The sequence below is a fragment of the Bartonella saheliensis genome (genome assembly GCF_902162175.1).
This window is the reverse complement of record NZ_LR607243.1, coordinates 1-9,101: the sequence shown is the minus strand read 5'-3', so window position 1 is coordinate 9,101 and position 9,101 is coordinate 1. Positions and strand designations below refer to the sequence as shown.

At 37.3% G+C, this 9,101-nt stretch carries 1 protein-coding gene and 3 pseudogenes; all 4 read right to left on the bottom strand.

Annotated elements, in window-relative coordinates; all coding sequences use genetic code 11:
• Nucleotides 1-3,106: pseudogene (locus FS875_RS08755) on the bottom strand (hypothetical protein); the annotation flags it as partial.
• A 1,173-nt stretch (nucleotides 3,107-4,279) separates the two neighbouring features.
• Nucleotides 4,280-5,047 (bottom strand): annotated as a pseudogene (locus FS875_RS11010) (YadA-like family protein); the annotation flags it as partial.
• Nucleotides 5,048-5,440: 393 nt separating this feature from the next.
• Nucleotides 5,441-6,556 (bottom strand): annotated as a pseudogene (locus tag FS875_RS11005) (adhesin); the annotation flags it as partial.
• 2,231 nt (nucleotides 6,557-8,787) lie between these two features.
• On the bottom strand, nucleotides 8,788-9,101 hold a 314-nt coding region (locus FS875_RS08745; RefSeq protein WP_144755747.1), incomplete at its 5' end, for a YadA-like family protein.

The window sequence follows — 9,101 nt, the reverse complement described above, 5'->3', positions numbered from 1 at the left end:
AACTCGTGTCAATGATATCACCATTGTCGTTGAAACCTTTAAAATGGAATGTAGGAGCAACCCATTTGCCATCTTCATAGCTGGCTTCACCACCTAATGTCTTTGCAACATTGCTCCCTAGAGCATAGAGCTGAGAACCATTAACCGCATCTGTAGAGGCTTGACCAACATCCCCTGCGGCAAGGAGTTTAATCTTGCTATCCTTTTCTCCATGCGTTGCTACAAATGCGTCATGTTTATTGCTCCATAATAAGGAATCCCCTTTAACTTCCTTATTAATATTGTCTAACTTTTCATTAAACTCATTAACAACACTATTCAGATGTTTATTAACATTGCTAAAGTTCGTATCAACTCCTGCAAACGCAGAGCCTACATCGTTATAGGTCTTGTGTTCACCTTCCTTACCATCTTCACTGAACATTTTCAGGATAAAGCTTGGAGCAACCCATTTGCCATCTTCATAGCTGGCGTTACCACCTAATGTCTTTGCAACATTGCTCCCTAGAGCATGGAGCTGATTACCAGCCACGGCATCACTTGAGCTAGAATTAATAGCTCCATTGGCAAGTGATGTAATCTTGCTGTTCGTTTTGCTACCTTCTTTGCCATGTTCTGCGACAAACGCACCTTTGCTTCCATCCCACAACAACGCATCACTTTGAACCGTGCTGATCTCTTTGCCAATTTCATCCTTAATATTCGCAAACTGATCTTTAACTTTCTTAAATGAATCGCCAACACCCGTAAAGGCTGAGGTTACATCATTATAACTCGTGTCAGTGACATCACCATTTTCATTGAAACCTTTAAAATGGAATGTGGGAGCAACCCACTTGCCATCCTCATAGCTGGCTTCACCACCTAATGTCTTTGCAACATTGCTCCCTAGAGCATAAAGTTGATTACCAGCCACGGCATCACTTGAGCTAGAGTTAATAGATCCATTGGCAAGTGATGTAATCTTGCTACTTACTCTGTTATCTTCCTTCCCATGCTTCGCTACGAAGGCATTATCTTTAGCACTCCAGTTCAAAGAATCGCTCTTTTCACCAGAAATTTCTTTGCTAATTTCATTTTTGATGTTTGCGATAGAATCACCAACACCAGCAAAAGCAGCCGAGACATTGTCATAACTGGTGTCAGTGACATCACCATTTTCATTGAAACCCTTAAAATGGAATGTAGGAGCAACCCATTTGCCATCTTCATAGCTGGCTTCACCACCTAATGTCTTTGCAACATTGCTCCCTAGAGCATAAAGCTGGGAACCATTAACCGCATCTGTAGAAGCTTGACCAATATCCCCTGGGGCAAGGAGTTTAATCTTTCTATTCTTTTCTCCATGCGTTGCAACAAATGCGTTATGTTCATTGCTCCATAACAAGGAATCCCCTTTAACTTCCTTATTAATATTGTCTAACTTTTCATTAAACTCATTAACAACACTATTCAGATGTTTATTAACATTGCTAAAGTTCGTATCAACTCCTGCAAACGCAGAGCCTACATCGTTATAGGTCTTGTGTTCACCTTCCTTACCATCTTCACTGAACATTTTCAGGATAAAGCTTGGCGCAACCCATTTGCCATCTTCATAGCTGGCGTTACCACCTAATGTCTTTGCAACACTGCTACCCAAAGCATGAAGTTGATTACCAGCCACGGCATCACTTGAGCTAGAATTAATAGATCCATTGGCAAGTGATGTAATCTTGCTACTTACTCTGTTATCTTCCTTCCCATGCTTCGCTACGAAGGCATTATCTTTAGCACTCCAGTTTAAAGAATCGCTCTTTTCACCAGAAATTTCTTTGCTAATTTCATTTTTGATGTTTGCGATAGAATCACCAACACCAGCAAAAGCAGCCGAGACATTGTCATAACTCGTGTCAGTGACATCACCATTTTCATTGAAACCCTTAAAATGGAATGTAGGAGCAACCCATTTGCCATCTTCATAGCTGGCCTTACCACCTAATGACTTCGCAACATTGCTCCCTAGAGCATAAAGCTGGGAACCATTAACAGCATCCGTAGAAGCTTGACCAATATCCCCTGGGGCAAGTGATGTAATCTTGCTATTCGTTTTGCTACCTTCTTTGCCATGTTCTGCTACAAACGCACCTTTGCTTCCATCCCACAACAAGGCATCACTTTGAATTGTACTGATCTCTTTGCCAATTTCATCCTTAATATTCGCAAACTGATCTTTAACTTTCTCAAATGAATCGCCAACACCCGTAAAGGCTGAGGTTACATCATTATAACTCGTGTCAGTGACATCACCATTGTCGTTGAAACCTTTAAAATGGAATGTAGGAGCAACCCACTTGCCATCCTCATAGCTGGCTTCACCACCAAAAGACGTAGCAACCGCAGTGCCTAGTGAATAAAGTTGAGAACCATTCACTGCCTCAATGGATTTTGCTGAAACCTCACCAGCAGTAACACCCTTAATATTCCTAGTTTCCCCATTACTATTCAGAATAGTTAGTGTTCTTGTTGATGATTTACTACCAAGTTTTAACGAATCATCATCTTCTTCTTTATCATCGCGAGCTCGTCCACGAGACAAGCCACTCATGAAAGAAAAGTTATTGGTATTTTCATACTGATCGGTCCCTTGAGATAGACTATTTTGTTTTCCTCCAATAACAGCAGGAGCGTTTATCTCAGCAACCTGACGATTCTCACTTGTGAAAGAACTATTAACACCAGAAAATTTATCTACACCATTCTTAAACCGCTCCCTCCCCGCAAATGCGATATCAAAAGCAGCTTTAGTCTGAAGCTTAATATTAGATCTCAAGTTTTTGAAGGACTCTTCTTCACCCCCTATAAATGCAAAGCCATCATCTGCATCCAATTTACTGCCAAGTATATAGGCTGGTGGAATAGCTTTAAGCATATTTGTACCACCACCAAAACGGTTTGATATGTTATTTAAAATCTGCGTATTAGCAGATACAGGAGAAATACTTGATAAAAAGATAATCACTGAAGCCAATGAAAGTGCTTTCACAAAAAGTAATCGATAAACCGAATAAGAATTTTTAAAATCACTCACCACTTGCGCTTTTTGTGTGGTATATAATTTTTTCATAACAAATTCTCCAAGTAATAAAAACATATTGAGAACATTAAAAAGACACATTTCAGCGCTAGAGATAATTTAGGGATGTGGGTTTTGTTTGTTCTCTGTAAAGTTTGGTTTTTTCGCAGAAGCAGACAGAAGTGATTAGGGCTTTGCTAAGGTTGTGATTGGTATTGGTTGACAATTCGGTTAATGAGGCTTTCCACCTTTAAGCAGAGTGTGTTTTTTAAAAAGATTTTCTCGATTTGAGCATGAAAAAAAGGAGGGAAGAGGCGTATTTTTACGCTTTTGTCGATTCTGCACTTTATGGTTTTTGAAGTAAAAGAGCTCATTTTGTATACTTAAGAGGAGACGCTTGCTTATTGTGAGGGAAGTTAGGTTTTTGAAAGTATTTTTGGTGGGGCGTTGCACTTTTTTGCGAGAGCGCGTAGCTCACCCCTAACTTTCAGAGTTCTCTCTTAAAAGCTTTAAAATAAAATGAGAATAATGGCGTGATCTTTTCATAACTTCTCGCACCTCCCTTTGCGATAGATCTCTTCTGTTTTTACCAGAACGAGTCTTATTCAAGTCTCTTTTATCTTTCTATAGACTATTGAGACAAAAGGCAAGAAGAAAATGAATTTAATTATTTTTACAGAATGAGTCTTTCCGATTTAGGCAATCGTGGAATATCTTTATAATTTAAAACTCATAGCTTTATTGCATATGTTATAGACTTAAATATAGAGGTTCTATTTCATCGTTTGCTTTAGGTATCCTTGTTTTGACCAAAACGAGTCTTATTCATCATTACGGTTTCTGTATAATTCATGATTGCTTCTGTTGTGTACAGAGCAAATAAAACAAAATAATAGATGGAATTTTTGATTTTTTTTAAAACATATCCCCCCAATGGATGTTTTCTAGCAATGAAGCTATAAATATATGCTTTTTAAATAGTGTGCGATTATGCATTCTATTTATTTATATGAGAGCATTACTCTGTATTTGTAAAATTTTTGTTAAAGTACTTTATTTCTCACTAAAATTAATCTCACTAAAAGTATTATAAAATTTTATAACAATACGACTTTATGATTTTCTCTGTAAAATATTACTTCTCTATAATATAAAATTTCACCCTTGTCTGATGAGACAAGGGTGAAATTTTAGTTAAATTATAATTTTTTGTATTATCTGGTGTTATTTTAATTTCAGAGTTATTCCACCCCCTACACCCCAATGACCTCCGGCACTGGTTGCTGATAAATTAGAACGAATCTTCCCATCTTCAGACGTATAACCTGCACCAATAGCAAAAGCAGATTGGCCACGCCACACACCACCACCAAATGAAAGACTCAAAGATCCTGGATCGTCGAAGTAACGCAAGTTAGACACTGCCAAGCCAATCGCTGCTGCTTGTCTTGCCTCTTTGCGCACATTATTAATATCATAACTTAATGCCTCAAACTTCATATTAGTATAGGACTTCGCCTCATTAACGCTATCATTGATAAGATTACCAACTTTCTTGTCCGTATACTCATTCGCATCTTTAAGCACTAACTTCATCTGTTGATCCGTATAATCATGTAGCTGACCACCATTTACTGCTTGCTTAGAACCTTCTTCAATTTTACCATCCGCTACATTGTCGATCATAACAGGTTCACTTTCATTTCCACCTGCTAAGGTAATGCTATTAGTTTTCTTTCCGTCTTTGACATCATAGCTAACCGCAAGATCCACCTTTTTTTCAACTTCTGTTACCTTGTTATTTGTATCCCAAAGCTGGCCTCCATTCACAGCGTCCTTCGAACCTTCTGATATGTTACCATCTGCTACATGCGTAATTTTACTATCTTTTCCATTATGGCTAGCATCATATGCACCTTCTTCTTCATTCCAGGAAAAACCATTAGAGGTTTCGTCAGAGTTTGCCTTCTGCTCAACCTTACTAGTGCGATCATCGATAATGGACAGAGTCTTATTCATACCAGCGACAGCAGATACGACATTACTATTCTTACCTTCAACCTCATCCTCCATCTTATTTAGAGTTGCCGGTAATATTTTCACCATAGGTGCCATTTTCGTCATAGGTGCCATGCTCATAAAAGGAAAGCCTTCAGTGATAATATCATTCGGATCATCACTTTTTTGAGAGTCATCATATACTTCAACAAGATCAATGCTATCCCTTACATCGATAATCTGCTGATTCAAACTTTTGAGAGTCTTATTCACGCCAGCAAATGCATCTGCGACATTCGTATACTTGTACGCAGTCTCATTACCATCCTTATCAAAGGCTTTAATTATAAAATTAGGACCTGACCATGTCCCCTCGTCATTATACCCAGCACCACCGCCAAAATAATTTGCAAATGCCTGAGACAACAAATAAAGCTGGCTACCATTTACTGCTTCGGTCGATGTTTTTGTAAATGCCCCTCCCTTAACTCCAGAGAGAACACGTGTGGTATTCAACTCGTTTCCAATATCTATTCTATCACCGGATTTGTGCCTACCAATCGTAATAAGCCCTGTGCTATTTTGCTTAATAAAACTGTCGCTTGTCACATTTTCGATCTTTTGATTAAGATTTGTAAAAGAACTACTTACACCAGAAAGTGCATCCGCAACATTTTCATAGCGTGTTTCTTCTCCATTACCATCCTCATTAAAGACTTTAACTGTAAAAGTGGGAGCATTCCATTTTCCATCTTCACCATATCCAGCATCACGACTAAAATAGCTCGCAACTAAATTACTCATCGAATAAAGTTGAGAACCATTAATTGCATCTGTCGATATTGCTGTAATCGAGCCAGCATCAACACCGGTAAGAGTCCGAACTACATTACCACTGTTTGCAATACTTACCTTCGTTCCACTTACTTTTCCACCAATGGTAATCAGTCCTGTATCATCTTGTTTAACAAGACTATCACCCGCCACATTGGTCACTACATTTTCAATCTTTTTATCAAGATTTGCAAAGGAAGTATTCACACCTGTCAATGCATCTGCAACATTTGCATAGTGCGTGTCTTCTCCATTACCATCCTCATTAAAGACTTTAACTGTAAAAGTAGGAGCACTCCATTTGCCATCTTTATACTCAGCTCCACCGCCAAAATAGCCTGCTACTACATTGCTCATCGAATAAAGTTGAGAACCATTAATTGCATCTGTCGATGTTGCTGTAATCGAGCCAGCATCAACACCGGTAAGAGTGCGCACCGCATTATCAATATTTGCAATACTTACCTTCGTTCCACTTACTTTTCCACCAATGGTAATCAGCCCTGTATCATCTTGCTTAACAAGACTATCACCCGCCACATTGGTCACTACATTTTCAATTTTTTTATCAAGATTTGCAAAAGAATCGCTTACACCTGTGAAGGCCGCTGCAACACTATTATAGCTCTTGTTAACTTCATTACCGTTTTTATCAAAGGACTTAACCATAAAAGTAGGAGCTATCCAATTTCCATTTTGATCATATCTAGCACCACCCCCAAAAGATTTTGCTACCCCAATGCCCAATTTATACAGCTGGGAACCATTGACTGCTTGACTTGATGTTGGATCAAGCGCAGCATTACGAACACCAGTAAGAACCCGCGCTTCACGAGAATTATTTGCAATATCTACTACATAGCCATCTTTGTTTGCACCAATTGTAATGGTCCCGCCAAAATCTTGCTTAACAAGTATATCACCAGTCACATTGGTCACTACATTTTCAATCTTTTTATCAAGATTTGCAAAAGAATCGCTTACACCCGTAAATGCCTCTGCAACACTATTATAGCTCTTGTTAACTTCATTACCGTTTTTATCAAAGGCCTTAACCATAAAAGTAGGAGCTATCCAGTTCCCATTTTGATCATATCCAGCACCACCCCCAAAAGATTTTGCTACCCCAATGCCCAATTTATACAGCTGGGAACCATTGACTGCTTGATTTGATGTTGGATTAAGCACAGCATTACGAACACCAGTAAGAACCCGCGCTTCACGAGAATTATTTGCAATATCTACTACATAGCCACCTTTGTTCGCACCAATTGTAATAGTCCCTCCAGAATCTTGCTTAACAAGCATATCAGACAAGATTGTTTGAAATTGCTTATCAACCTGCTGTTTCCATGTTTCCCAACCTATAAACGCAGTATTAAAAGCATTTTTAATCTCAAGCTTAAAATCAGCTTTTAAACTTTTGAATTTACGATCTACCCCTAAAAACGCAGAACCAACGTCTCTATACAGACCACCGTCAATTATATAGACCGGTGCAATACTTTTACGTATATCCGCACCACCACCAAAATAAGTTGATACATTACCCCAAAGATCACAAGCAGAAACAGGAGAAGCATTTGATAAAAAAACAGCCATTGAAACTAATGAAAGCGTTTTAATAAAAGAAAATCCATGAGGCGAACAAGAGTTTTTTAAATTACTTACTGCTGGCATTTTTGGTGTGGTATATATTTTTTTCATAATAACTTCTCCAAGTAATAAAAACATATTAAAAACATTAAAAAGACATATTCTGGCACTAGAAGCTTTTAGAAGGTCTTTTTTATAAAAGATTAGGGTTGCCATAACGGCAAAAAGGACTATCTAAGCTTTCAATGAGATTGCGATTAGTAATCCGAAGAGTAGTGATTGTTTTTTGACTTTAGGGAGGGTTTTTTTTGCAAAAACCTCTTGAATTAGGGTGTAAGAAAGACTGAAATGAATATCGAAAAAACATATTTATGCGCTATTATTTAAGTATTTTGTATCCAAGAGGCAATAAAAGGTATTTATTGCAAAGGAGTATTGGATTATTTGCTGAGTAATTTAGGATATTTAAGGTAAGATTATTGCGCTTTTATTGTAAGAATAAGCGATACATTTATAACTTTAGAGTTACATCCCTTAAAGCTATGTAGAATAGATTCGTAGTTTCTGTACGATTTTGTCATGATTATTTCCCCGCGTTTTGTAAAAACGTCTTTCGACAGCTTATTTACCTTTTATATACTATTAAGAAAAATAGCAAGAAAAAAATGAATTTAATTATTTTTTATAGAATAAGTCTTTCTAATTCATGAAATAATTCTAAAACTTATGGAAGTGCTTAACGGTCTAAATATTCTCGTTTTGATCAATGGATTTGCATTCAATCATTATCGCTACTGTATACAAAGAGAATCAAAATAGAATTTTTTAGCGTACTCTTTTATCAAAAAAGTTACATGATATATTGCTCTTTAGATTACAATTTACTGCTTTGTTAAATATTTATGTAAACCTAACTATTATCAACTTACGTTACGCACAGATAAAGTAAAAGTTACAGTTTATTTTCTTCTTTTTTGATATCCTCAAATTCATAATTTAATACTAAACTTTATATTTGTATAAAGTTTAGTATTATTAATGATCCTATTACTTGTACAATTTTTACATCTTCAAGAATAATCTTTATCTACTGTTCGATGATAAACATGCAATAACTAACCAGCTTTTCCACTGCTTCTATAAAAATTGCATAAAATACACTACTTTTTACACCTTTTCTCTTTTTTATTTTTAGTATCAATGCAGCAATTATTATTTGTAGAAATCGTTTCTTTCATCGTACAATAGCTCTCGCCCCTGTCTATCCAAGACAGGGGCGATTTTGAAAATAATAGTGAATTTTATTAATTTAGTGTGAAGCTTAATCCTACGCCTACACCCCAGCGACCTCCAGCACTTGTAACGGACAGACTAGAGCGTGTGTTTCCATCTTCAGAGGTATAACCCGCTCCAACAGCAAAGGCAGATTGGTTGAGCCATACACCCGCACCAAGTGCAACACTTAACTTTCCTGGTGTATCATTATAACGTAAATTAGACGTTGCCAATCCAATAGCCGCAGCCTGTCTTGCCTCTTTCCGGACATCCTCAATGGCATAATTTAATGTCTCAAACTTCATATCTGTATAAGCTTTGGACTCACTAACACCATTGTTGA